This window comes from Collinsella sp. CLA-ER-H5 (genome assembly GCF_040092375.1).
Classification (GTDB): domain Bacteria; phylum Actinomycetota; class Coriobacteriia; order Coriobacteriales; family Coriobacteriaceae; genus Collinsella.
Genome location: NZ_JBBNLR010000002.1, coordinates 109,706 through 133,161 on the forward strand (window position 1 = coordinate 109,706; position 23,456 = coordinate 133,161).

Here is a 23,456-nt window from a genome sequence, read left to right on the forward strand (position 1 = left end):
TAACGGTCACAACTTCCGCAGCTCTACAAATCGAGGCGCCCTTTCCGGAGCGCCTCGATTGCGCGTATCAAATTGTCGCCACGCCCTACAGCGCGCCGGAACCGGCTTGCATCATGCCGCCGGGGCCCGAGGTCACGCCGCCGCTCACGGGCGCGGCGTTGCCGGTGTGCGGTACCGCCGGGGCGGTATCGCCACCAAGCGTGCCCGCCGGACGCGGTGCCGGGATCTCGCCCGTGCCGCGGCTAAAGACAAACTTGCCATCGGCCACGTCGCACAGGACGGTATCGCCCTCGCCCCACTCGCCGGCCAGGAGCTCCTCGGACAGCGGGTCCTCGATGAGCTTTTGAATGGCGCGGCGCAGCGGACGCGCACCGTTGGTGAGGTCGGTGCCCTCGGCCACGATCTTGTCATAGGCCGCATCGGTGAGCTTGATGTTCATGCCGTTGGCAATCAAACGCTGACGCAGGTCGTCCACCAGCAGGTGCGCGATCTTGGTGAGATTCTCGCCCGAGAGCTTCTGGAACACCACAATGTCGTCGATACGGTTGAGCAGCTCGGGGCGGAACAGGCGCTTGAGCTCGCCCATCGCGCGACCACGGATCTCACTCGACGTGAGACCCTGCTCGCCGGTGGTGCCAAAGCCAACGCTCGCATCCTGCGCAATCTCGCGGGCGCCCACGTTGGACGTCATGATGATCACGGTGTTGCGGAAGTCGACCGTCTTGCCCTGGCTATCGGTCAGGCGGCCCTCCTCCAGCACCTGCAGCAGGATGTTGAAGATATCGGGGTGCGCCTTCTCGATCTCGTCGAACAGCACGACCGAGTACGGGTGACGACGAACGGCCTTGGTGAGCTGGCCGCCCTCGTCGTGGCCCACATAGCCCGGGGGGCTACCGATGAGCTTGGAGACCTCGAACTCACTGCCAAACTCCGACATATCGAAGCTGATGAGCGCGTCCTTGCTGCCAAAGAGATACTCGGCGAGCGTCTTGGCGAGCTCGGTTTTGCCCGTGCCGGTGGGGCCCAGGAAGATAAAGCTGCCGCCGGGGCGACGCGGGTCCTTGAGCGGCGAGCGGCTGCGGCGCACGGCCTTGGCAACGGCCTCGACGGCCTCGTCCTGACCGATGATGCGCGTCTTGAGCACGCTTTCGGCCTGCAGCAGGCGGCGGCTCTCGCTCTCGGTGAGCGAGGACACCGGCACGCCCGAGGTCACGGACACGATGTCGGCAATCTGGGAGACATCGATGGTGAGCGGGCTGGCGTCGAGCTCGGCGGTCCAGGCAGCCTTGGCCTCGGCGAGCTCAATCTCGGCGGCCTTTTGCTGCTCGGTGATCTCGGCGGCCTTGTTCATGTCGTCGCTCTCGGTGGCCTCCTGCGCGGCGGCCTTAAGCTCCTCCACGCGATGCTCGGCCTCGCGCACCGGCTCGGGCGCGCGGTTGGCGGCGATGCGGGCGCGGGCGCCGGCCTCGTCAATGAGGTCGATGGCCTTATCGGGCAGGAAGCGATCCTGGATGTAGCGGTCGGAGAGGTTCGCGGCGGCCTCGATAGCACCCTGCGTATAGCGCACATGGTGGTGCTCCTCGTAGCGCGGCTTGAGCGCGGTCAGGATCTTGACCGTGTCCTCGACGCTCGGCTCCTCGACATCGATGGTCTGGAAGCGACGCTCGAAGGCCGGGTCCTTGGTGAGGTACTTGCGGAATTCCTCGGCCGTGGTGGCGCCGATAATCTGGAAGGCACCGCGCGCGAGCACGGGCTTGAGCATGGAGCTCGCGTCGATGGAGCCCTCGGCAGAGCCGGCACCGATGATGGTGTGCATCTCGTCGATAAACAGGATGACGTCGTCAGCTTCGGTGGCCTCCTGGATCACGTTCTTGAGGCGCTCCTCAAACTCACCGCGATACTTGGCGCCCGCAACGAGGCCCGGCAGGTCGAGCGTCCAGATGTTCTGGTTCATAAGGTTCTCGGGCACGTTGCCAGCTGCAATCTGCTGAGCCAGGCCCTCGACGATGGCCGTCTTGCCCACGCCGGGGTCGCCCAAGATAAGCGGATTGTTCTTGGTGCGACGCGAAAGGATCTCCATCATACGCTGGACTTCCTTTTCGCGACCAATTACAGGGTCGAGCTCGCCGTCGCGCGCCTTCTGCGTAAGGTTGGTGGCGAACTGCTTAAGCGTATCGGTGCCGCTCCCCTTTTGCTGCGACGCGTCCGAGCCGCTAAAGAACGGCAGGCCCGCACCGGGACGCCCGGCACCGGCGCCGGCGAGCGGACGCTTCTTGTCCTGGTCCTTGGCGGTAAGTTTCTCGATAGCCTTTTTGATGGAGGCGGACGACACACCCAGGCGCATGAGGATGTCCATGGCCATGCCGTTACCCTCTTCGACGATGCCAATCAGCAAGTGCTCGGTCGACACGTAGGTCTGGTTGTTCTCACGTGCCACGCGGAAGGAGCGCTCCATCACGCTAATGACGAGCGGCGTAAAGGCAAGCTTGGCAGCCTCGGTCTCCTCGCTGGGCTCGGGAACCGTGGTCTGGACCTCCTTGAGGGTGTCCATGATGTCGTCGTAGGAGATATCAAGCGAGCGCAGCGCCTCGGCAGCGATGCCCTCGTCCTCCTTGGCGAGTGCGAGCAGCAGGTGCTCGGTGCCCACCTTATTTGAGTGCAGATCGAGCGCCTCCTGTTTGGCCATCGACATGACCTTGCGCGCTCGATCGGTAAATCTATCTAACATGCTCGTTTCCTTACATGAGTTCATCGAAATCAAAACGCCCGCCCGTCGGCGGCGCTTTTGTCTCTTTACCCACAGGTTGTCTATGTTAACAGCTGGAGGAATATCTATAAACCCGGCTCACATGAATGCAGGTTATGACCGCATCGCGGGACTCACCGCGCGATGCGCGACAGGCGCCCCGCAAGAGAAACCCTAGGCGTCTTTCACCACGTCGGGACTCGTCGCACGCGATGCGCGATAGGCATCGGCCTCCTTGGAGACGCGTTCGAGCAGCTCGGATGTATCGACGCCCTCGACTTGCGCGACCGTTTCCACCGTCTGCATGGCGACCGCCCTCAGGTACGCGCACGCGCTGTCCCCCGGCTGCTCGAGGTCTATCTCCTCGCCGCCCTCCCGGGCAAAGCCGACCGCCATCACAAAGCCCATGATGCCCGAGACCAGAAAGCCCACCGCAAAGCTCGAATCTGCCTTGAGCTCTTCTCCGTCGGGGTGGACGATCTCTCTCACGCGGTCGATGATGATCGTATGGATGCCCTGCACGACCTGCTCGGCGGCACCCGCCCTCATGGTGATGACGATGCGCCGCAGCAGGCAGCGGACGTCGCGCCGGTCGAACGCCGAAAGGTCGCCCTCGCTCGAAAAATGCCAGAGGGCATCGGTGATGAGCTCGTTATCCTGCAGCAGCTGGGCTATGGCGATGGCGACGAGTTCATCGAAATCGTGAAAATAGTAGTAAAACGTTCCGCGATTGCACTGGGCGGCGCGGGTCACCTCGCCAACCGACAGCTCGAAGATGCTGTTGTTCTCGATGAGCTCCCAAAACGCCTCGATGATACGGGTGCGTGCATCGGGCGCATCGGCGTCCTTACGCGGTCTCGCCATGCGCCTCACCGCACCCCTGCGCCTTGGCGTTCATGATGAGCATCTGAAGACGGTTCTCCACGTTGGCGAAGCTCACGTCGGGATCGTAGTCGAGCGGTAGGAACTGCGCCGTGGGATACTGCTTCTTGAGCGCATGGATGAGCCCGCGCCCCACGACATGGTTGGGCAGACACCCGAACGGCTGCAGGATCACGAAGTTGCGGCAGCCGCGCTTGGCGTGCTCGAGAATCTCCGCCGGAATCAGCACGCCCTCGCCCGCATCGAACGTATGGTGCAGGATCTTATCGCTCGCGCGCACGAGCTCGGGCATGCGCGTCGGCGGCTCGTAGAGCGGGCTCGCCGCGCCCAGGCGGTCGCAACGGTCGTGCGCGAGCTCGAACAGGTTGTCCGCCGTGGCGTACCAGGCCTTTTCGGGCAGCGACAGGTCGACGTGGAACTCGCGCGACTGCGCATGCTTGTAGAAATAGGTCTTGCGGATCACGTCGGTCATGCGCGCCTCGATGACCTCGAGCCCGTTGTCCTCGAGGTAGCGCTCGATCTCGTGGTTGGCGCCGAGATGGAAATTGAGCAGGTACTCGCCCACGATGAGAACGGTCGGATGCGGGTTCGAGCGGTCGTACGGAACGGCGTCCATGATCGCAAGCGCGCGTTTGAAGCCCGTCGCCTGGCCTCTCAGCCCGGAGCGCTCCATGCCCTCGATAACCTCATCGAGCGCGCGGTCGAACGCAGCGTCCGCCGCGCCCTTCTCGAGCTCGTAGGGACGGATGCGCCTAAGCATGGCCTCGAGGGCATCGATCATGGGAAGACCGTAGGCGATCTGGATGCTCGGGCCAAGGCCGAGCTTGAAGCCCGGATGCGCATTGTGGGCATCGACGTCGTCGTTGGTGAGCACCGGGACATAGTCGTATCCCGCGTCGTCGAGCGCGCGGCGCAGCAGGGGCATGTAGTGCGTCAGGCGGCAGTCGCCGATATACTTGCCAGTCACCACGGCGACGTCGTGCGGGTCGTACTTACCGCTCTCGAGTGCCGCGAGCGCCTCGCCGATCACGATTTGCGCGGGGAAGCAGATGTCGTTGTGCACATAGCGTTTGCCCAGGCGGATGGCATCCTCGCGCCCGATATCAAGGGCCTCGGCGCGCACGCCCTGATTGCGCATCGCCGCGGTCATGAGCCTGCAGAACGCATGGGAGGTGTTGGGGACCAGCGCGATCTTGTCGTGCCGGTCGCGCTTGGTGTACTTGACCTTATACGGGTCGTCGAGCGGATGGACCGCGTGCACCCGGGCGCCCTCGGCACGCTCCTCCGCGCGACGACGGTTGACCGACTCGATAAACGAACGCACGCGAATGCCCATGGGACCGGCGACGTCGCTCTCATCGAGCTTGATCATCATCGGAACCTTGGAGCCCATCTCGCCCATCATGCGCGCGATCTCGTCGGTGAGATACGCATCGTGGCCGCAGCCGAAGCTGCCCATCTGCACGAGCTCGAGCTCGGGCGTCGATGCGACGATGACCGCGCACGACAGCATGCGCGCATGATAGTTGTTCACGATGTCGATGCGGCTGTTGGAAAGATCGACGTTGCAGACCCCCGGCACCGCATCGGGCGTCAGCACGGGGATGCCGCGCTCAGAGAAGAGCTTGGGCAGCCCATGGTTGACCAGCGGGTCGTTGTGGTACGGGCGCGAAGCGATCACCACCGCGTAGCCGCCGTCCTCGTGCACGTTCTCGAGCACCTGCCTGCCGCGCAGCTGCAGCTGGTTCTCAAACGTCTCCTGCGCGCGGTCCGCCTGCTCGGTCGCCTTGGCAACCAGGTCGGCATCGATATCGAAGGTCTCCTTGCACCACGCCTTGAGCTGGCGGTTTCGGTCGCCCTCGTCGTACCAGTGGAACAGCGGCGTATCGAACGGAACGCCGAAACGCTCCTCCGGGTTATCGGAATTGCGCATCACGTAGGGGTATCCCTTTACGACGGCGCACATCCACTCGCTGGTAGAGGCGGTGTTTTCGGTGGGCACCGTCGTGATGATGGGCATGAAGATGCGGTCGACGCCGGCGTCGACGAGATTGCGGATGTGCCCGTGGACGAGCTTGGCCGGGAAGCACACGGTGTCGGATGTGACGTGCGCCAGACCGCGCTCGTACATCGCCTTGGTGCTGCGTCCCGAGACGCGCACCTTAAAGCCGAGCGTGCTGAAGAACGTCGACCAGAACGGCATGGTGTCCCAGAACTCGAGCACACGGGGAATGCCGATCGTGACATCGCGCCCCCCGCTGACGGGAACCGTGGGGTACGACTCGAACAGCAGCTTCTCGCGGTCGACAAAGAGATTGGGGGCAGCCGCGGTCCGGTCGCGCCCCGTGCCGGGTGCCTGTGCCTCGCAAGCACCCTGCGGACGCAGCTCCTCCGCCGCGGGAACCTCGCGCACGAGCTCATCCCATGAGATGGCGCCGCCGCGCGGGCAGCGATTGCCCGTGACGTAAAGCGAGCCGTCGCCAAATGCCACGACCGCGCGCTGGCAGCGGTTGTTGCACCGACGGCAGGTAACGCCGCCGAACTCGCGATGCTCGAAGCGCTCCACGGCATCGAGCCCGATAAACGACGTGCCGGCGTCGCCCTTGCGGCATTCCTCGCGCGCGAGCAGGGCGATACCGATAGCGCCCATCAGCCCCGGGTGGGGCGCACGCGTGACGGGTTTGCCCAGATACTGCTCGAATGCGCGCAGCACCGCGTCGTTTCGGAACGTGCCGCCCTGGACGACGACTTTGTCGCCCAGACGGTTGAGATTTGAAACGCGAATGACCTTGGTGAACACGTTCTCGATAATCGAGCGGCAGAGACCGGCCATGATGTCGCCCGGACCCTTACCGCGCCGCTGCTCGGAAACGACGCTGCTGTTCATGAACACCGTGCAGCGGCTGCCGAGAACGGCGGGGGCTTTGGACGAAAATGCCTCGGTCGCGATATCCTCAACGGCTATTCCGAGGTTTTTGGCAAAACCCTCGAGGAACGAGCCGCAGCCCGCAGAGCACGCCTCGTTGACGACGATATCGGTCAGCACGCCGTGGTTGAGCCAGATGGCCTTCATATCCTGTCCGCCGATGTCGAGCACGAAGGTCGCATCGGGAACGCATGCGCACGCGGCGCGGGCGTGCGCGACCGTCTCGACCGTATGGTAGTCGGCGTGGAACGCGCGCGCGAAAAGCTCCTCGCCGTATCCCGTGGTGCCCACGGCATCGATCGCAAGCGTGACTCCCGCTGTCTCCCAGCGGTTCTTCAAGCTGACAAGACCCTGTTGGGCGACGTCGAGCGGTCTGCCGTTATTAGACGCGTAGAACGAATCGACAAGCTCACCCGCCTCATCGACCAGGGCGAACTTGGTCGTCGTGCTCCCCGAATCGATACCGAGCGCCACACGCACCGTCTCTCCGGGCGCATACGCATCCGGACCCTTTGCCGGCGTCTCTTTGCCATGGCGTGCCGTAAAATCCGCCTGCTCGGCAGGTGTGGCAAAAAAGGGCTGGGCAAGACGTCCCTCCCCGCTTGCGGGCGCGACCGTCTCGAGCTTATCCAGCCGGACAAAAGCGTCGGGAAGGTCGATCGGTTGGGACGATGCGAACATGTCGGTCAGCGACAGGGCGGCACCGCGCGCGACCATGATCTGCGGATCGCGCGGGACGATAACCTGATCGTCCGATAGATTCAGTTGCTCCCGGAACACGCGGACCAGTGTGGGGTTGTAGGCGAGCGTACCGCCCTCGAAGATTACCGGCGGCTCGATGTCGATACCCTGGGCCAGACCGCCGATCGTTTGGCGGGCGACCGCGTGAAGCGCCGAAAGCGCCAGGTCGGTGGTAGGAATGCCCTCGTTGAGCAGCGGCTGGATATCGGTCTTTGCGTACACGCCGCAGCGGCCCGAGACCTCGTGGACGGTCGTTCCCCGGCTTGCGAGCTGCTCGAACTCGCCCGATTCGGTGCCGACCCCCATGAGCTTTGCCATCTCGTCGATAAATGCACCGGTACCGCCTGCGCACGAGCCGTTCATGCGCATGTCGGCAACCTCGATGTCTCCCTTATCGTTGGTGCGGAAGAAGATCATCTTGGCGTCTTGGCCGCCCAGCTCGATGGCGCAGCGCGTCTGCGGATAGAACCTGCTGATCGCGAGCGCGTTGGCGACCACCTCCTGAACGTACGAGGCGCCCAGCGCGGTCGCGATATCGCGCGCACCCGAGCCGGTCACCGCAACGCGCAGTGACTCATGGGGAAAGCGCTCGGCGAGCTCGCCGAGCATGGCGCGCACGCTCGCTGTCTGACACGCCCCGTGGCGGCGATATCCCCACCACGCCTCGGTCATATCCTCGTGCATCGCGTAAACTTTGGTCGTCGTCGACCCTACGTCCAGTCCTACTAGCAACGCCATAATGCTCCGTCTCTCGCATTTTTCCCGCTAGAGATATACCACTCTACGTAATACAACAGACTGTTGTATTTAAACTCCGTATAAAAAGCGGCTGCCGAAACGCTTCAGCAGCCGCCGAATGCACCAACAGATTGTTCTGCGCGCTAGCACGTCGGGCAACGGAGCAGCACGGGCCCTCCGGTCATGCGCACCGCTCACGCCCGCGATGTCGCCGAGAGAGCTATCCACGCTTTGGGCTCCAACCAAGCAAGTCGCCCGCGCTCAGCAGATCCCTAAGCGAGCTACTCGCACTCAGGAGCCATAGCCTGCTCCAAGAGCTCGGCATGCTCCTCCTCGAAAACCGTCCCCACAGGGAAGGCGCGACGGAAGACGAAGCGGGAAATCGGACCGGCTACCAAAAGGTTCCACGGCAGCGCCATCACAAAATTATGCGGGATGTTGATCATCCAGATCGCGGGCACGGAATACAGGTTCGCAAGGATGCCGCCGGGCATGTGCGTCAGACCCTCACAGGCACCGTACAGCGACATGATGATGACCATGGGAACGACCATGCAGGAGCTGACGGCGAGCGTCATGGCAAGTGGCGAGCTCTTGCCCGGCGTGACCAAGTACTTAAAGGCGAAACCCTTGGCGAGCGGGCTGGCGACGAACCAGTCGCAGCACATGGCAAAAATGTAGGCAACGGGGAAGCCGAGCCACGCAGTGGCAACGACCTCGCCGTTGATGGCCCCGTGCTGCAGGGCAACGTTGTAGATGCTCATCCAGAGCACCATGCAAAAGCACATGATAAAGGTGAACAGCAGGCTCTCTCGTTTGTTGATAGGCATAAAGGGCAGATTCCTCTCTGTGTTGTACCGCGGCGCCACGCAACAAAAACGGGCGGGCAAGATGGAGCTGTTGGAACTTCATCTCGCCCGCCCGTGGTACGCGCGTCTGCGACTACTTATGTGGTGGAACCAGCCTAGCACGAAACGCATGCGCTTCGTAAGCGTTGAGTTTATGAAGATGCAGGGCACCGATAATCCCCCGACCCCATAAGTTGCGGTGGAATACGGACTGTTTTGACCCTTTAAGCAGCAATTCAGTCCCTATTTCACCGCAACTCATTTGGTGCAAAGTAACCTGTCCCCCTTGTACCAATTAGCTGGTGTGGCGCCAGCGAGGGTCGGTGAGCGTACGCGCCACACCCAGTCCAACGGGCAGAAACGCTACGATGAGCACTGCGCGCACAAACCAGCCGAGCATATTGACCGTGTCGAAGGTGCACATGTAATACATCGAGCGATACAGATACAAGCCCGGCACCATAATGACAATCGAAGGCACCGTGAGGGCGATGCGCGGGTAGGTGAGCTTGACTTCAGCCAAGCTTGCGAGCAGCCCCGATACCAGCGCGCCGATAAACGCTGCTGCCTCGGGAGGCATTCCCGTGCTGAGGCCCAGGAAGGGAATCATCGTCGGCGCATCGACAAGGGTCAGACGCAGGGTATTGGACACGGCGCCGATCAACCCAGCTGCCGCGGCCATCTTTACCGGGCTGTTGAACATCACCGAGAAGCCGAATACGCCAACGAAGCTCATCACCACGCGCAGGAGCGTAAGGGCAAGCGGCGAAAGGCCCAGTGGGGCAAAGTCGTCCGGCGCCAGGCCAACACACTCGGCAACCATCCAACCTACGAGGGTCGCCATCACAATAATCGATACGGCATATGAAAGGCGCTCGATACCGCTTCGCATGTCGAGCTTGGCGATGTCGAGGCCCGCCGTAATGAGCGGAAAGCCGGGAATCACAAAGAGCATGGCGCCGATATAGCCTTCTTGGTGCGACATTGCCCCCGGTATGACCTGGCCAAGGCCGAGCAATGCCAGCAGATACGAAACGCAAGCGAGCGCAACGCCGGTCGTCAGCGCGCTGAACTGACCAAGGCCTTGCTTGAGAATATGGGAGCGGGCAAAGTTGCCGACACCCGCGCCCACAAACGCGCAGGCCATCTCGATAGGGCCGCCGCCGAGCAAAAAGACGAAGGCGCCGCAAGCACAAGCTGCCGCAAGGCCCTGTTGCCAGGGAGAGTAATCGGGTTTTGAACTCTCAACGGTCTTGAGCATCTCGTGGTATTCGTGCACGGTAAACCGGCGCCCATACGTCTCGATTTCCTTTAAGAAGCTCTCCATCATCCAAATGCGATGGGTATTGACTCCCGTTGTGGGCAGGCTGACAACCTCGTTAAAGCAGTGGCCATCTTCGATGCAGGTGCACTCAAACGACAGAAGACTTAAGTCAACGTGGATGGTGACACCGAGTACGGCGGCAACACGATTCATGGTATCGCGCACGCGCCAGGCACCCGTTCCGCTTGCCAGCATAAGCATGCCGGTGCGGCAGATGATGGATGATTTATCGGTGAGCGGCGCATCGACGGCAAGCTCATCGCCTGCCGTCACGATCTGGTGCCAGTCAGTTTTCATATGGAGCGCGCCGGCACGAACGCCGTGGTGCATGGGGGCTCTCGAAAGCAGCGAGTCAAGGCGCGAAGGCTGTGGGGGCTCCGTTGATTCGTCCTCAACCTCATCAGTCTCTTCATCGACCAGATCAAAGGAATCAAGCGGCGCTGGCTCGCGACGGTCGATCAGCTCCTCGTCCTCATCATCAAAGTAATTGAACTGATCGAGCATGTCCTCTTCGATTGAACGCTCGCTCGCGTCGTCCATATAGACGCTCCCTTCCTACCGACTAACCCCCATCCTAGGCAGCAACGGCTAAAGGAAACATAAAAGAGACGACTGTCATGCGAGCCATGTGCTCAACAGCCGTTGGGCAGTCGTTTAAGAACGTCCCCAATGACTACATCGATGTTCTAAGTGTCAACCAAGTCAACGCCGCAGGTAGAGGACGGACAGCGAGCGACGTCCAGGGCGAACAAGTTGGCATGAAAAAGGCAAGGCATAGACCTTCTGGTCATGCCTTGCCTTTTGAATGACAAATTGTCGCCCTGGGCGGCGCGCAGCGTCAACTGGTTACGCGGGTTGGCAAACCCGCGTAACCACCTAGGTCGCGCCCTTGAAGTTGAACGTCAGATTGTCCAAATGCGGCCCGCGCAGCGTCGAGCCGTTACGCGGTTCGTAGAACCGCGTAACAAGTTAGTACATCTTTGCGCCGGCGGGGATGGAGGCGTCGAGCTGGATCAGGTTGAGGCGCTCCTCGCCCTCCTCCTCGTGGACAGCGCTGATCAGCATGCCGCAGCTGGGAATACCCATCATCTTGCGCGGAGGCAGGTTGGTGATGGCGAGCAAGGTCTTGCCAACCAGGTCCTCGGGCTCGTAATAAGCGTGAATACCGGAGAGGATGGTGCGGTCGGTGCCGGTGCCGTCGTCGAGCGTAAAGTTCAGCAGCTTCTTGGACTTCTTGACGGCCTCGCATGCCTTGACCTTCACAGCGCGGAAGTCGCTCTTGGAGAAGGTATCAAAGTCGACGAACTCCTCAAACAGCGGCTCAACGGCGATCTTGGAGTAATCGAGCGTGGGCTTAAGCGACTTAACGAATGGGTTCGCGGCGTTGCCGGCCTCGGCAGCCTTGGCGGCAGCGGCACCGGACTGGAAACCCTTCTCGGGCTTCATGTGCGGGAACAGCAGCACGTCGCGGATAGAAGCCTGGTTGGTAAGCAGCATGACCACGCGGTCGATACCAATGCCAATACCGCCCGCGGGAGGCATACCGTACTCGAGGGCGCGCACGTAGTCCTCGTCATACTCCATGGCCTCATCGTCGCCGCCGGCCTTCTCGGCCATCTGGGCGGCAAAGCGCTCGGCCTGGTCGACCGGGTCGTTGAGCTCGGAGAACGCGTTGGCGTACTCGTGGCCGGCAATAACCAGCTCAAAGCGGTGCGTCAGGCGCGGGTCGTCCTCAAAACGCTTGGCAAGCGGGCTGACCTCGATGGGGTAATCGCACACGAAGGTCGGGTTGACGATGGTGTCCTCGCCCAGCTCATCGTAGATCTCGGCGATAATCTTGCCGGCGGTCCACTCGGGCTTAATCTCCAGGCCCTTCTCGCGCGCGGCGGAAGCAAGCTCCTCGACCGGCGTGTCGATGGTGACCTGCTTGCCGAGCACATCGGAGACGATGTCGGTCATGGGACGGCTGGCCCACTCACCAGAAAGGTCGATGGTCTGGCCCTGGTACTCGATGACCTCGGGGTTGCCGATGGCCTTGTTAGCCGCCTTAATGACGCCCTGGGCGAGTGCCTTCATGCCCTCGAGGTCGGAGAAGGCACGGTAGGCCTCCATCGTGGTGAACTCGGGGTTGTGGGTAAGGTCCATGCCCTCGTTACGGAAGATGCGGCCGATCTCGAACACGCGCTCAAAACCACCGACGATGCAGCGCTTGAGGTGCAGCTCGGTGGCAATACGCAGGTAGCACTCCTGATCGAGCGCGTTGAAGTGGGTAATGAACGGCTTGGCAGTAGCGCCGCCTTGGATGGTCTGCAGGATGGGGGTCTCGACCTCCATGTAGCCGTCGGACTCCATAAAGCGACGGAAGGTGGAGAGAATCTGCGAACGCTTACGGAAGGTCTCGCGAACGTCGTCGTTGGCGATCAGGTCGACATAGCGCTGGCGATAGCGGGTCTCCTTGTCGGAAAGACCGTGGAACTTCTCGGGCAGCGGACGAACGGCCTTGGCAAGCAGGGTCGCGCTCTTAGGGGCAACGGAAAGCTGGCCACGCTGGGTGCGCACGACCACGCCGGTCACGCCCAGGATGTCGCCCAGGTCGAGGGCCTTGAGCGTACTCCAGGCAGCCTCGTCCATGTCGTTGATGCGGCAGAACAGCTGAATCTCGGCAGTCGCATCGCGCACGACGATGAACATGATCTTGCCCTGACCGCGCTTGGCGACCACACGGCCAGCGATCTTCACGATGTCCTCGGTGTCCTCGCCATCGGCAAGCTCGGCGTACTTAGCCTCGATATCGGCGACGTAGTCCTCAAGCTCAGAGTGCTCGGGATAGGGGTTCTGGCCCGCCTCGAACAGGGCGGCGCGCTTGGCCAGGCGGGTGGCGCGCTCGTCGTTGAGCGTCGATGCCTGATCGGCGGCGTTCTGGTTCTCTGCCATAAGTTAGCTCCTCAAACTAAAACGCTCCCCAGGATTCGGTCCCAGGGAGCGAAAACATACCTTTACGCGGGACCGTGGTCTAGCGTGCGATCTTGGCGATGGTGTAGACGCGAGTCTTGCCGGAAGGCGTAACGACCTCGACGGAGTCGCCCTCGCCGTGACCAATGATGGCGTGACCGACCGGAGACTCGTTGGAAATCTTGTGCTCGAGCGAGTTGGTCTCGGTGGTACCGACGAGCGTGACTTCCATGACCTCGCCGTTGGGATCAATCAGCGAAACGGTGGAACCGATGGAGACGGTCAGGTCGCCCGTGGTGGCAGCAACCTGAGCGTTGGCGAGGATGGCCTGGATCTCGGCAATACGAGCGGCGTTCTGGGCCTGCTTGTCCTTAGCGGCGTCGTACTCGGAGTTCTCCGAAAGGTCGCCGAACGCGCGGGCTTCCTTGATGTCCTCGACGATCTCCTTGGCGTAATCGCCCTCACGCCAAGCGAGCTCCTCGACGAGCTTCTGGCGGCCCTCAGCGGTCAGTACGATCTGGCTTGCGTCCATACGGATATCTCCCCAACTCTGATCAAACAATCAACTGTCAACAAAACGAAAAAGACCGGCTAGCCTGCGGGCAAGCCGGTCAGGTGCTCACCCCAAAGGGATGGGACTACTCTGCGTCCGCGTCGCTGTCCTCTGCCTGCTTCTTCTTGGCAGCAGCGAGCTTGGCCTCGAGCTCAGCGATCTCCTTGTCCTCCTCGGACTGCTCGACCACGACCTCCTCGGCCTGCTTGGTCTCGGCCTTATCGTCGCCCTCCATACCCTCGCGGATATTCTTGACGGTAGAGCCGAGGGACTTGCCGAGCTTCGGCAGGTTCTTGGGCCCGAAGATAATCAGGACAACGACGAGAATAATGATGAGCTCAGGAGCCCTCAGTCCAAACATGTAGACCTCCACAATACAGCGAGACAAGCTCGAATGAGTATACCGCGGGTATCGCGGTATCACAACAATAGCTAAAAAAAGGGACCGCAAGAAGCGGTCCCTCCTCATGCTCTGGTCGGGTTGACTGGATTTGAACCAGCGACCCCTGCGTCCCGAACGCAGTGCTCTACCAAACTGAGCCACAACCCGTTAGCTCGACTATAGTAACAAAGATTTTCGCCGCATGCTAGAGAAATTTTTATTTCTTTGGCACTTCGACGCGAACCGTGTTGGGAATGAGCTCCGTCGTGCAGGCCCACCAGCCGTTTTGCTGGGCAGCGTCGGCAAGCCTTTCGGCCGTGGCGGCGGTGTCGCAAATGGCAAACGAGCAGGCACCCGATCCGCACACATCTACAGCAACGGTTCCGTCCTGTTTACGCAGCCAATCGAGAACCGTTTGAATCTGCGGCTCCATCTGTGCGGAAATGACACCCAAGTTGTTATGGATGAGCGCATATGCCGTCTCGGCATCACCAGCACGCAAGGCAGAAGCTATCGCGCCGGGCTTGTCCGCAGGCACCGGGGCCTCGTCAAAACGTCGATAGGCCTCAATTGTCGAAACGCTCGCCTCGCGCGGCTTAACCAGCACGACGGGCGTCACGGGCAGCGCGGGGTACTCAGTTGCCAGCACGTCTCCCCCACCTACGTAGAACGCAGGACTCGCGTGCAAAAAGAACGGGACGTCAGCACCAATGCCCCGCGCAATGTCGTCGAGCGCTGGGTCGGTGCGATCAATGCCCCAGAGCTCCGCCAAGGCGACAATGACCGCGGCCGCATCCGTCGAGGGGCCGCCCAAGCCGGCGCACAATGGAATGCGCTTCTCAATCGTCACGCGGATGTTTGCCTCGCGACCATAATGCTCGGCCATAGCAACCGCAGCCCGATACGCCGTATTCTTTTGCATGGGAAAATCTGATGCTGGAACCGTCTGGACGGTCAGCGCCTGCGCCGGCGTGACCGTCACGGTATCGGAAAGACCGACGGCCGCCATCAGGGAATCGACCCTGTGGTAGCCGCGGTCATCGCGCTCGGTATGAACCCCCAGGTAGAGGTTAATCTTTGCCGGCGCGGAAAGAGTCAGGGACCGATCGGTCACCGTTAATGCTCCTCGAGCTGATTGCCGAGCGGGGTAAAGATATGCTCGCCGCTCTCAGGGTCGAACAGCTCGACCTGACCGGTGAGGACATCGATATACTGGTAGGACTGACGCGACTTGCGGCCGCGGCGCTCGTCAACCTCGACGATAAAGACGGCGGGGTGGACGCTCTTGATGGTGCCCATGCGCTCGACGACGCGGGTGCGGCCCATGTTGGCCTTAACCTTGACGCGATCGCCCACCATATCGGTCAGCTTCTCGTGGATGTCGTCGACGTGATTGACTTCCATCTCTTCCATGAACAGGGCCTCCAGAAGGTGCAATTCAAAAAGGGGATAATACCCCTAAGATAGACAAAACTCTAATACTATAGCACCCTGCTGCCGCCATACGCAAGTAGCTAAATAAGCCCCGTCCCAAATACGTACCAGACGACAATCTCGCATGACCAGTTGTTACGCGGTTTGGTAAAACCGCGTAACCTAAAGGTTGTCGGTGTCCAGGACGATGGTGAATGGACCGTCGTTGACAAGATCGACTTTCATATCGGCGCCGAAAATGCCATGCGCTACGTGCTCGACGTCCTCGCGCACAAGCGTCAGGAAGTACTCGTAGAGCTCGTTGGCGACATCGGGGGCGCCGGCATCCGTAAACGATGGGCGGCGACCGTGGCGGCAGTCGGCGAACAGCGTGAACTGCGACACCACGAGCACCTCGCCGTCGACATCGGCAAGCGCCAAGTTGGTCTTGCCGTTCTCGTCCTCGTTAATGCGCAAGCCCCGGAGCTTGCCCCACAGCTTGTCGGCCTCGGCACGCGTATCGCCATGGCCCACACCCAGCAGCACCAGGTAGCCGCGTCCAATGCGGCCCACGCACTCGCCGTCGACCGTCACGCCGGCGTTGAGCACGCGCTGCACCACCGCACGCACGGTCTACTCCTCGCCCGTCAGCTTGGCGGACAGATGCTCGAGCGCGTGGAAACGATGGCTGATGGCGTTCTTCTCGTCAGCCGTCAGCTCGGCCATGGTCTTGCCCGGCGTGTCGACCGGCAGGAACAGCGGGTCGTAGCCAAAGCCGTGATCGCCGCGGCCCTCGTGTGCGATAGTGCCCTCGCAGGCGCCCTCACCATAGGTGACCAAACCGTCCGTGTCGATGAGCGCAACGACGCTCATAAAGCGCGCGGTGCGATCCTCGTCGGCCACGCCTTCCAGGTTAACGAGCAGCTTGGCGTTGTTGGCGGCATCGTCGCCGTGCACGCCCGCATAGCGCGCGCTATACACGCCCGGCTCGCCGTCCAGGGCATCAACGACCAAGCCCGAATCGTCGGCAATGGCCATGAGCCCCGTCTCTTCGACCGCGGCTTGGGCCTTGATGATGGCGTTCTCCAAAAACGTCGTGCCGTTTTCCTCGGGATCCTCAAAATCGCCCAGCTGGCCGAGCGCTACAAAGCGCACCTCGGGCATAACCTTGCCCAAAATGGCCTCGATCTCAGTGAGCTTATGGGCGTTGCCCGTTGCCACGACGATGGTCGCCGCCGGGTCGAGGGTGTCGATGTCGATCTTCTCAAGTGCCATGAGTGGTCTCCTTGTCTCTATAGCAATGCCGCGCCGAGGGCGACGAGGGCCTCTGCCTCTCCCCTCTCAATCAACGGCTGTCTTGTGCCTAGACGTCTCCGCAGATAAAACCTACCAAATTAAACCTGTCCCTTTTTGGTAGGTTAGGCGAGGGCTTGGCGCTGAAGCTCGATGAGCTCGGCGATACCTTTGTCGCCCAGGTCGAGCAGGGCGTTGAGGCGCTTACGGTCGAAGGGCGCCTGCTCGCCGGTGCCCTGGAGCTCGATCATCTCACCGGTGTCGGTGGCGACGAGGTTCATGTCGACCTCGGCATGGCTGTCCTCGGAATAATCCAAGTCGAGCAGAGTGTTGCCGTCGACAACGCCCATGGAGATGGCAGCCACCTGGCCGATAAGCGGGATGCGCTCGATCTTGCCCGCCTCGACCCACATGGCGAGGGCGTCGTGCAGCGCCACCCAGGCGCCGGTGATGCTCGCTGTACGCGTGCCGCCATCGGCCTGAATCACATCGCAGTCGACGGTGACGGTGTACTCGCCGAGCGCCTTCATGTTGACGACGGTACGCAGGCTGCGGCCAATGAGGCGCTCGATCTCCATGGAGCGGCCCTTGCGGTTGGCGTGCTCGCGCTTGCAGCGCTTGCCGGTCGACGCCGGCAGCATGGCGTATTCCGCGGTCACCCAGCCGGCCTTAGCTCCCTTTCGCCAGCCCGGCACGCCCTCCTCGATAGTGGCGGCGCACAGCACGCGCGTGTCACCGAACTCGGCCAGACACGAGCCGTGAGCGTGCTTCATGACGCCACGGGTGAGCTTAACGGGGCGCAACTCGTTGGCGGCGCGACCGTTGGCGCGGTTGACCTGCATGTACTCCATAGAAATTTCCTTTCGGCAAAAGATGTGGCGAAGGCTCTGGCAGCTGCCTTACATCTATTTCAGCTCATCGATATCGATATGTTCGATGCTCTTGAGCGGCTGACCAAAGATAAAGCTGCCCGCCACCGCAAACTCGGCAATGTTATCGGCCGTCGTGGCAAAACGATGCTGCGGCTCGGCGGCGTCGCCCGCCAGCTGCTCGCGGCGTGTGAGGATATCGGTCAGCTCGCGTGTAGTCTCCTCGGCGGAACTTACGACGCGCACCCCAGGCCCCAGCGCATGGCGGATAGGTCCCACCAACAGCGGGAAATGCGTACAGCCGAGCACCACGGTATCGATACCGTGGTCGCGTAGCGGCTCAACCGTGGCACCCACCAGCGCACGCACAGCAGGCGTATCGAAGATGTCCTCGTTCTCAAGCCACTGTTCCTGCAGATGTGCACCCGAGGCGAGCTCGTGTTCGACAACCTCGACAAAGCTCGAGGCAGGACAGCCGTATACATCGACACCGGCATCCAGGTCCTGAATGGCGCGCGTGTAGGCGCCCGAGCGAATAGTGAGGTTGGTGGCGAGCACGCCCACGCGACGCGTACGCGTGCTGTTGATTGCCGCACGGGCACCCGGCGCGATCACACCGATCACGGGAACGTCGAGCACCTGCTGGGCCAGACGCAAGGCCGCAGCGGTCGCCGTGTTGCAGGCGATGACCATAATCTTGACGTCGTGCTTCGAAAGCCAACGACCCGCCTGCAACGCAAACGAGCGCACTTCATCCTCGGTGCGGGTGCCGTAGGGGCAGCGCTTGGTGTCGCCAAAGTAGTAGACGGACTCGTGCGGCAGCGCCGTCGCAATCGCGCGCGCAACCGTCAGACCGCCCAAACCAGAATCGAACACGCCAATCGGGCGCGTGTCGCCTGCCGGATTCTCGATATCGGACATTACCTCACCAGTCTCTCTCGAAAAGACATGTCCAAGTGCGGCGGCGCCGCGCTACGAACGCGCCGCGACCAGCAGCTCTGCCGTCGCCGCCCAACCGTCGACAATTTTGCCGCGCGTAACGAAAGCGTTCTCGCAAGCAGCCAGGAACTCGGGCGCGCCGGCGCTCGTCAGGCCATTCTCGACCAGGCAGAACGTGCCCACGTGATCGGCCATGTAGAAGTCGGACTCGGAATCGCCGAGCGCGAGCGTCTCCTCGCGCTCGATCCCCAGGTGCTCGCAGAAGCGCGCGATGGCAACGCCCTTGTTGAGACCCGCGGGGTTGATGTTGAATGCGCGACCGTCCTCGACGCGATCGAGCTCGAGCGTCGTCGGCTTGGACAGGTGAGTCAGATGGCCGTTGCAAGCCCAGATCAGACCGCAGCCGGCCTCGTCCAGGATGGCCTGAACCTCATCGTCGGGCACATCGCCGCGCATGCCGACGGTGACCTCACGGTATTTGTAGCCGGTCGACATGTCGTTGTGATACTCGATCTTGTGCGGCCAGCGGGCGAGGATCTTCTCGCACACGCCGGTCTGCTCGATCACCTGGTGCGGCGTGAGGCCGCAAGAGGAGTCGTAGGGCATGTCGCCGGTCAGATACTCCCAATCGTTGGCTTTGAGGTCGTACATGACCAGGCCGCCCATCTCGCCGATGTAGGAGTTGAGACCGAGCACGCGCGCGTCCTCGTGGATCATGGTACGGTTGCGGCCCGAGGTGGGAACCACCTGAATACCAGCGCGAGCGAGCGCCACGACGGCCTCGACGAGTTTGGTCGAGGGGTTGCCGTCGTTGTCGCGTAGCACGCACGAGCCGGGTGCGAGCATCGTGGCATCCAGGTCGGTAAAGACGTATTTGACCTTGGCCAAGCGCTCGCGCATCTCGCCCGAAAGCTCGGCAACGGTCGGCAGGGTATTGTGGGACATGGTTACTCCGTTTACGTAGAAGGGTTTGGACTTGGACGGCATGTTTTGATTGAGGGAACACGCTTATGGCGACAGCGCACTCAGGGCGCCGCCGCCATCATGGTTCATTAGTCAAACTGGGTAACATCGATCAGGCGATTGGCCAGCGAAAGGTCGCTCTCGATGGGCACGAACTCGTCGCCCACGTGCATGAGCTCCTCGTCACCCTTTGCCAGCAGCAAGACAATGGTGGGAGCATCGGGGTTGACGTACTCCTCGCGCGCCGCCTTGAACGCCGCATGCACAGCGGCTTCGCGGTCGAGGATGATCTTGTTCGGCGTATCGTCGGGAACATGCTCGGCAAGCTCGCGACAGACCTTCATCGGGTCCTCGTGAGCTGGATCCTCGTTCGTAAAGATCATCAGGTCGGAATACGGTGCGGCCTCGCGTGGCAATTGCTCGCGGCGCTCCTGCGCCTTGCCGCCGGCGGCGCCAAACAGCGCAATGACGGGGCTAGCGGGAAACGCGCGCTTGACCGACGAGAAAAGCGAACGGAACGAAAGCTGGTTGTGCGCATAGTCAACGACGCAGATCACGCGGCCGTCCTTCGACTCCACGACCTCCATGCGGCCCGGCACACGCAGTTTGGAGAGGCCCTTCTTGATAGCCTCGATACCGATGCCGATCTCGCGCGCAGCGGCGATAGCGACCAGCGCGTTTTCCACGTTAAAGTCGCCCGCGATACCCAGCAGGACCTTCTCCCCCGCCTCGGGCTCGTCGGCGCTCATGCCGTGCAAGTTGAACTCGATGTTAAAGCCGAGCATGCGGACATCGCTCGCCCACAGGCTTGCCTCGGGATGCTCGACGCCAACGGTCACCAAGCGCTCGGCCGTCGACGCTGCCTCTAGCACACGGTCAACCTCATCGGTGCCCAGATTCACCACGGCGGTCTTTGCCTGGTCAAAGATCCTAAGCTTGCTCTCAAAATAATCCTCAAACGTGGGGTGTTCGATCGGCGAGATGTGGTCGCGGCCGATGTTGAGGAAGCACGCCACGTCAAACGGCAGATTCTCGACGCGTTGGTACTTGAGCGCCTGGCTCGAGACCTCCATGACCATGGACTGGCGACCGGACGTGCGGCAGTTGGCGATATGGCGCCAAACCTCGGGGGCCTCGGGCGTGGTGTTGGTGCTCTCGTAGCACTCGATACCATCGTCGGTACTCACCGAGCCGATCATGCCGCAGGACTCGCCCGCCGCCTTGATGATGGACTGGAGCATAAAAGCGGCCGTGGTCTTTCCCTTGGTGCCGGTGATGCCCACGATCTTGACGTCGTGGTCGGGACGGTCGTAGACCTCCGGCGGCAACAGGGCCATGGCCGTGCGAACACTATCAACAACCAGCATCGCAGCACCGCTCTCCTGCGCCAGCGGCTCCAGAGACTCGACCAGCGACTCCTCGCACACAAATGCGACGGCGCCCGCATCGAGCGCCATGCTCAAAAACGCGGGCTTAAAGGCAGCACCTTTGCAAAAGAATACGTCACCTGCCGAGACCGCGCGCGAATCAAACGAGCAGCCGGTCACGGCGCGCTCGTCAACCTGCTCTGATGCGCGCAGCTCGCCGCACACATCGAGAAGCTTGGCAAGCGTATCGACCGTGGTCACGGTCGCGGAATCCGAATGGTGCATCTTTCACCTTTCTCAGCCATTTGGCAGGGACGGTTTTATAGTAACTGAAACGCACCCACGCAAAAACGGCTCCCGGAGGAGCCGTTACGCGCAGGCGTTCGTAAGCCGAGGCTAGGCAGCCTGAACAGCGGGCTGGTCCTCGTCGATAAAGAAGCGCTTGTACCACACTAGGAACACGAGCGGCGTATAGATCTTGCGCTGGAAATCGCCCTTGCCCGCAAAGTGCAGATCGAGCAGGTGCATGAGCTCGCCGGTATTGAAGAACTCGCTTGCCCACGGCGCGGTGAAGTACTCCTTGACATAGTCGTACCACTTTTGCTCGCGCAGCCAGTAGACAATCGGCACCGGGAAGCCCACCTTGGGACGGGTGGCCCACTCATCGGGCAGCGACTTGTTGGCAGCGTGGCGGAGTACCTGCTTGTTGCCGTTCTCGTTGATGCGGTAGCGATCGGGAATGTGCTCGGCGAACTCCATGACTTTGCGGTCCAGGAAGGGCACGCGCAGCTCCAGCGAGTGCGCCATGCACATCTTGTCGGCCTTGAGCAGAATGTCGCCCGGGAGCCACATGTTCATGTCCAGGTACTGCTTCTTGACCAGTTCGGGCTGACCCTTCACGCGTGCGTAGATGGGTGCAGCGAGCTCGAAGGCGCCGTCGCCGGTGTTGTACTCGGGCTTGAGCACGCCGTCGACCTCGCGCTCCGGCCATACCAGAGCCTGTCCCAGGAACGACTTCTCGGGGATCTCGGCACCCTTGACCAGGAAGTTATGTCCCTTGAAGTACGGCATATGCAGCGCCAGGTTACCGAGCGCGCGACGGATGGGCAGCGGCACCATCTTTTTGTACTTGCGCACCGGGACCGTATCCTCGTAGTAGGCGTAGCCGCCAAAGAGTTCGTCGGCGCCTTCGCCCGAAAGCACGACGGTGACGTCCTTGCGAGCCATCTCGGCCAAGAACCACAGCGGCACGGAAGACAGGTTGGACTGCGGCTCGTCCATGTGATACTGGATGTCCTCGAGCGCACCGAAGAACTCGTCGGCGGTAATCATCTTGCGGACGTTCTCGACGCCGAGCTTATCGGAAAGCTCCTTGGCGTAGTTGGTCTCGTTGAAGTTCTTGTAGTCAAAGCCCACCGAGAAGGTCTTGTCGGGCATGAGGCAAGCGGCAATATAGCTGGAGTCGACGCCGCCGGAGAGGAACGACGCGACCTTGACGTCGGCGATGCGATGGGCCTCGACACTCTCGTGCACGACCTCGTCCAGCTCATCGACATACTCTTCGAACGGCTTCTCGACGGCAGAGTAATCGCAATCCCAGTAGCGCTCGATGTTCATCTTGCCGGTCGGGATATCGACGGTAAAGTAGTGCGCCGGCGGCAGCTTGTAGACACCCTCGAAGAAGGTCTCCTCGGTTGCCGAATACTGCAGCGTCATGTACGGACGCAGAGCCTTTTTGTTGACCGCCTTGTGGAAGTGCGGGTAGTCCAGGAAGCTCTTGATCTCGGAACCAAAGAGCACGCCCGGAGCGCCGTCGCCCGCATCGGCCATGGGATAGTAGTAAAGCGGCTTGATGCCAAAGATGTCGCGGGCGCCAAAAAGCTTGTTCTTCTTTTTGTCCCAGATGACGAAGGCGTACATACCGCGCAGGCGATCGAGGACGGCCTCGCCCCACTCCTCGTAGCCGTGCAGGAGGCTCTCGGTGTCGGCGCCGCAATGGAACTTGTAGCCCTTGGCTTCGAGCTCGGAACGGAGTTCTTGGAAGTTGTAGATCTCACCGTTGAAGACAATGACGACGCTGCCGTCCTCATTGGCCATGGGCTGAGCGCCGGCCTCGGTCAGGTCGAGGATCGACAAGCGGCGGAAGCCGAGGGCAACGCGGCCGTCGATAAACTGACCGCCCATGTCGGGACCGCGATGGACGATGCGGTCCATCATCTTGGTGAGCACCTCGGATTGGTTATCCGTCCCACCGACAAAACCGACAAAACCGCACATATACTATCCCCTCTGCTGTTGCTGGGCATCAAATCGAATCAGTAGCTTTTGAGTATACCCGAGGGCGTAAAGAGGGGCGGAATGTTCAGGCAATCTCAACTGAATCAGCTCCGCTGCCTTGATTCTCATTTTCATTGCAACAGCCTCAGGACTCAGCGCAACGCGTTGCGCTGAGTCCTGAGGCGCGAATCCGGGTAGGCAACCCCAGAGGGGCCGGAATCCCCCGGCCCGCGATGGAGGGAG

General features: G+C 61.6%; 17 protein-coding genes and 1 tRNA gene. All 18 read right to left on the minus strand.

The window, feature by feature from the left end; translation table 11 throughout:
* Window positions 1-85 precede the first annotated feature (85 nt).
* Window positions 86-2,728 carry an ATP-dependent Clp protease ATP-binding subunit gene (locus tag AAAX31_RS01710; RefSeq protein ID WP_195520834.1) on the minus strand — a complete coding sequence of 881 codons (2,643 nt, stop codon included), beginning with the start codon at window positions 2,726-2,728 and terminating at the stop codon, window positions 86-88.
* 192 nt (window positions 2,729-2,920) lie between these two features.
* A complete protein-coding gene (locus tag AAAX31_RS01715) occupies window positions 2,921-3,610 on the minus strand; it encodes a TetR/AcrR family transcriptional regulator (protein WP_055309426.1) in 690 nt (229 codons plus the stop codon).
* Window positions 3,594-8,033 (minus strand): acyl-CoA dehydratase activase, encoded by a 4,440-nt coding sequence (locus tag AAAX31_RS01720; protein ID WP_250786736.1) that lies wholly within the window; start codon window positions 8,031-8,033, stop codon window positions 3,594-3,596. The genes AAAX31_RS01715 and AAAX31_RS01720 overlap by 17 nt, the downstream gene beginning before the upstream one ends.
* Window positions 8,034-8,314: 281 nt before the next feature.
* On the minus strand, window positions 8,315-8,863 hold the full coding sequence (locus AAAX31_RS01725; RefSeq protein WP_022094319.1) for a hypothetical protein: 549 nt from the start codon (window positions 8,861-8,863) through the stop codon (window positions 8,315-8,317).
* A 313-nt stretch (window positions 8,864-9,176) separates the two neighbouring features.
* On the minus strand, window positions 9,177-10,745 hold the full coding sequence (locus tag AAAX31_RS01730) for a threonine/serine exporter family protein (protein ID WP_216596217.1): 1,569 nt from the start codon (window positions 10,743-10,745) through the stop codon (window positions 9,177-9,179).
* A 429-nt stretch (window positions 10,746-11,174) separates the two neighbouring features.
* On the minus strand, window positions 11,175-13,139 hold the full coding sequence (lysS, locus tag AAAX31_RS01735) for a lysine--tRNA ligase (protein ID WP_250786735.1): 1,965 nt from the start codon (window positions 13,137-13,139) through the stop codon (window positions 11,175-11,177).
* Between the two features lie 79 nt (window positions 13,140-13,218).
* Entirely contained in the window at window positions 13,219-13,689 is a 471-nt protein-coding gene (greA, locus tag AAAX31_RS01740; RefSeq protein ID WP_006234960.1) for a transcription elongation factor GreA, read from the minus strand.
* 106 nt (window positions 13,690-13,795) lie between these two features.
* Entirely contained in the window at window positions 13,796-14,071 is a 276-nt protein-coding gene (tatA, locus tag AAAX31_RS01745; RefSeq protein WP_022094895.1) for a twin-arginine translocase TatA/TatE family subunit, read from the minus strand.
* Window positions 14,072-14,183: 112 nt separating this feature from the next.
* Window positions 14,184-14,260 (minus strand) — tRNA-Pro (locus tag AAAX31_RS01750).
* A gap of 49 nt (window positions 14,261-14,309) precedes the next feature.
* Entirely contained in the window at window positions 14,310-15,206 is an 897-nt protein-coding gene (gene ispE, locus AAAX31_RS01755; RefSeq protein ID WP_250786733.1) for a 4-(cytidine 5'-diphospho)-2-C-methyl-D-erythritol kinase, read from the minus strand.
* Window positions 15,207-15,208: 2 nt separating this feature from the next.
* Window positions 15,209-15,505, minus strand: coding sequence for a Veg family protein (locus tag AAAX31_RS01760; protein ID WP_006234957.1), 297 nt, complete (start codon window positions 15,503-15,505; stop codon window positions 15,209-15,211).
* Between the two features lie 183 nt (window positions 15,506-15,688).
* Entirely contained in the window at window positions 15,689-16,135 is a 447-nt protein-coding gene (gene dtd, locus AAAX31_RS01765) for a D-aminoacyl-tRNA deacylase (protein ID WP_022094897.1), read from the minus strand.
* Between the two features lie 3 nt (window positions 16,136-16,138).
* On the minus strand, window positions 16,139-16,780 hold the full coding sequence (rdgB, locus tag AAAX31_RS01770; RefSeq protein WP_117802906.1) for an RdgB/HAM1 family non-canonical purine NTP pyrophosphatase: 642 nt from the start codon (window positions 16,778-16,780) through the stop codon (window positions 16,139-16,141).
* Window positions 16,781-16,923: 143 nt separating this feature from the next.
* Window positions 16,924-17,649: a ribonuclease PH gene (gene rph, locus AAAX31_RS01775; RefSeq protein ID WP_117848021.1), complete on the minus strand. Its 726-nt coding sequence runs from the start codon at window positions 17,647-17,649 to the stop codon at window positions 16,924-16,926.
* 54 nt (window positions 17,650-17,703) lie between these two features.
* Window positions 17,704-18,588, minus strand: a complete 885-nt coding sequence (murI, locus tag AAAX31_RS01780; RefSeq protein ID WP_035137557.1) for a glutamate racemase — start codon at window positions 18,586-18,588, stop codon at window positions 17,704-17,706.
* Window positions 18,589-18,639: 51 nt separating this feature from the next.
* Entirely contained in the window at window positions 18,640-19,551 is a 912-nt protein-coding gene (locus AAAX31_RS01785) for an HAD family hydrolase (protein ID WP_055309432.1), read from the minus strand.
* A 107-nt stretch (window positions 19,552-19,658) separates the two neighbouring features.
* Window positions 19,659-21,221: a UDP-N-acetylmuramoyl-L-alanyl-D-glutamate--2,6-diaminopimelate ligase gene (locus AAAX31_RS01790; RefSeq protein WP_117774379.1), complete on the minus strand. Its 1,563-nt coding sequence runs from the start codon at window positions 21,219-21,221 to the stop codon at window positions 19,659-19,661.
* A 111-nt stretch (window positions 21,222-21,332) separates the two neighbouring features.
* Complete coding sequence (gene asnB, locus AAAX31_RS01795; protein ID WP_349075983.1) at window positions 21,333-23,213, minus strand: asparagine synthase (glutamine-hydrolyzing); 1,881 nt, start codon at window positions 23,211-23,213, stop codon at window positions 21,333-21,335.
* Window positions 23,214-23,456 lie beyond the last annotated feature (243 nt).

Coding starts and splice junctions, on each gene's coding strand:
- AAAX31_RS01710 (WP_195520834.1), bottom strand. CDS start 2,728: ATGTTAGATAGATTTACCGATCGAGCGCGCAAGGTCATGTCGATGGCC.
- AAAX31_RS01715 (WP_055309426.1), bottom strand. CDS start 3,610: ATGGCGAGACCGCGTAAGGACGCCGATGCGCCCGATGCACGCACCCGT.
- AAAX31_RS01720 (WP_250786736.1), bottom strand. CDS start 8,033: ATGGCGTTGCTAGTAGGACTGGACGTAGGGTCGACGACGACCAAAGTT.
- AAAX31_RS01725 (WP_022094319.1), bottom strand. CDS start 8,863: ATGCCTATCAACAAACGAGAGAGCCTGCTGTTCACCTTTATCATGTGC.
- AAAX31_RS01730 (WP_216596217.1), bottom strand. CDS start 10,745: ATGGACGACGCGAGCGAGCGTTCAATCGAAGAGGACATGCTCGATCAG.
- lysS (WP_250786735.1), bottom strand. CDS start 13,139: ATGGCAGAGAACCAGAACGCCGCCGATCAGGCATCGACGCTCAACGAC.
- greA (WP_006234960.1), bottom strand. CDS start 13,689: ATGGACGCAAGCCAGATCGTACTGACCGCTGAGGGCCGCCAGAAGCTC.
- tatA (WP_022094895.1), bottom strand. CDS start 14,071: ATGTTTGGACTGAGGGCTCCTGAGCTCATCATTATTCTCGTCGTTGTC.
- AAAX31_RS01760 (WP_006234957.1), bottom strand. CDS start 15,505: ATGGAAGAGATGGAAGTCAATCACGTCGACGACATCCACGAGAAGCTG.
- rdgB (WP_117802906.1), bottom strand. CDS start 16,780: ATGGCACTTGAGAAGATCGACATCGACACCCTCGACCCGGCGGCGACC.
- rph (WP_117848021.1), bottom strand. CDS start 17,649: ATGGAGTACATGCAGGTCAACCGCGCCAACGGTCGCGCCGCCAACGAG.
- murI (WP_035137557.1), bottom strand. CDS start 18,588: ATGTCCGATATCGAGAATCCGGCAGGCGACACGCGCCCGATTGGCGTG.
- AAAX31_RS01785 (WP_055309432.1), bottom strand. CDS start 19,551: ATGTCCCACAATACCCTGCCGACCGTTGCCGAGCTTTCGGGCGAGATG.
- AAAX31_RS01790 (WP_117774379.1), bottom strand. CDS start 21,221: ATGCACCATTCGGATTCCGCGACCGTGACCACGGTCGATACGCTTGCC.
- asnB (WP_349075983.1), bottom strand. CDS start 23,213: ATGTGCGGTTTTGTCGGTTTTGTCGGTGGGACGGATAACCAATCCGAG.